At 58.3% G+C, this 2,281-nt stretch carries 1 protein-coding gene; it reads right to left on the bottom strand.

The genetic code is table 11. The features are described from left to right. Positions 1-69: 69 nt before the first annotated feature. Positions 70-2,281, bottom strand: a 2,212-nt coding sequence (locus ABX749_RS30105; RefSeq protein ID WP_372899288.1) for an HD domain-containing protein, incomplete at its 5' end; no start/stop codon positions are given.

The raw sequence follows: 2,281 nt of genomic DNA, 5'->3' as shown, positions 1-2,281 counted from the left end.
TCGTCAAACGCAGGGAATCAATGCTTCACAGCGTTGCCCACCTGGTCAACCGCCGAATCGACTGCACCTTCACTGTTCCGGTGAATCGTTTTCATCCGGTGAGATCACCGCGAGCACGGCCGCCCGCACTTCGGCTTGACGCTCTTTGTTATCCACTTGATGGCCATCGGCTTCGGTCAAATAGAACACATCGGCGACCTGATCCAAGTGCGTATCGATCTTGGCGAAGTGCAACACCAGATTCAGGCCCGAAAGCGCCGAGGCGACGCGATAGAGTAAACCGGATTGGTCATAGGCGAACAGCGACAAGATGGTGAACCGATCCAAGGTCTCGTTATCCAGGTCGACTTTGGTCGGCAGCACGTTGACCGTCTTTGAATCATCTTTCTTGCCGACCGACCACTTCCGCTTGCGTGGCGGCATTGGTTTTTCCGGCGAATCGAGCAACTGTTTCACGCGCGAGGACACCGTCTGGATCCGTTTGGGCGGAGGCTGATCGGGGTACTCGGGATCGTCGACCCAGAACTCATCCCAGACGATATTCTCCAACGTCACGATTTCAGCGCGGAGGATCCCGATCCCGCAGGACATGAATGCGCCCGCGACCCTGGCAAAGATGCCGACGCGAGTGTCGTCCTGGTGAAAGATGACGACGTACCGCATCGCCGAGGCGATCGGATCGTACTGGGCGAAGCAAAGTGTCCGTTCGCCCGCATCCAAGGCCGCGGCGACGTGAATCAGCTGTGTCGCCAGATCCTCGGGCTTTTCCCGACGCAGCATCGACAACGGGATCTGCTTGAGCAACGCTAAACTGGTCGCGGCGGAACGCTCGTCTCCCAAGTACTCGCGGACCTGGTGCCGAATCTCGTCGGTCATCTCCTCTTGATCGGCGTCCAGATCACCGGTCTCGAAATACCGCCGGGTGCGCAAATAGAGATCCTCGATCAGCTTCATCTTCCAATCGGTCAAGACACCCGGACCGACGGCCGCCAGATCGGCGACCGCATGGATGATCAGCAGTTCCAGTCGACGGATCGAACCGACTTCCTTGGCGAAGGAGATGACAATTTCGGGATCGTTTAAATCGTGTCGGAATGCGACCGTGTTGACCGCCAAGTGCTTGAGGACCAGCCATTCCAGAATCTCGATGCTGCTGGCGTCCAAATCCAATCGCTCGCCGGTCTTTCGAGCGATCCTCGCACCGACGACGGAATGGTCTTCTTCGTATCCTTTTCCGATGTCGTGAATCAGCAGCGCCAGGTGCAACAGCGTTTTGTCTTTCAATCGTCGATAGCGGCGGCCCATCGCGGTCGGGTCATCGGCAAAATCGGTCGCCGCTTCGACGGCGCGAATGCAATGCGCATCGACGGTGTACTTGTGATAGGCGTTGAATTGCAACAACCCGCGTGTTCGCTTGAACTCCGGGATCAACTGATCCAGGATTCGCAACTCGTGCAATCGCTGCAGCAACGGCGCCAACCGCCCGCCGCGACTGAGCAGCGACAGGAAGGCGCCGATCGATTCGGCGTCCGGAGCTGCCGGTTGACGTTCCTGCATGGCCTTGCGAATCGTTTGCCAGGTGTGGTGCCCGATCCGCCGATTGTTGTGATTGGCCAAACTCATGAAACGCAAGATCCGCGGCAGACTCAAGGCGAACTCTCGCAACTGAGACGCCTCGACCCAGATGTGCGTCGGCCCCATCAGTACGTCGGCCCCGATTCGCTTGGCCCGAATCCGTTCGATGATCTGACCGATCAGCGGACGGCTGCGGTTGTCATCGGCAAAGAATCGGGCGGCATAGCGGACATCCCGCGTGACATCAAAGTACTGCTGCATGAACGCTTCGACCGGCAGCACCCCTTCACGCCCCTTGTAACCCCACGCATTGGCGATCACCACTTGCGTCGTCCGATCCAGCACGTCCTGCGCCCGGCCTTCACGAAAATGCAATTCGTTCCGCAACCGGATCAGAAAGTCATAGGCCCGCCGCAGCATGCGGTAGTCTTCATCGGTCAGCGTCCCGAGTTTCAACAGCCGTTCCAAATCCACTTCGCCGTACCTGGCGAAGCCGATCCAGCGAATCATTTGGATGTCGCGCAACCCGCCGCGTGATTTCTTCAAATTCGGCGTCAACAGATAATTGGTGTCACCCCACTTGTTGCGTTCTTCGCGTCGCGCTTCGATCAGATCGCGAACCAGACGTCCGCCACGACGAACCGCTCCGTGTCGCAGCGATTGGAAGAAACGCTTGAACACCTTCAAGCTGCCGGCAAGGAATCGC

The organism is Stieleria sp. (assembly GCF_041595215.1).
Lineage (GTDB): Bacteria > Planctomycetota > Planctomycetia > Pirellulales > Pirellulaceae > Stieleria > Stieleria magnilauensis.
This window is presented reverse-complemented; position numbering and strand designations above follow the sequence as displayed.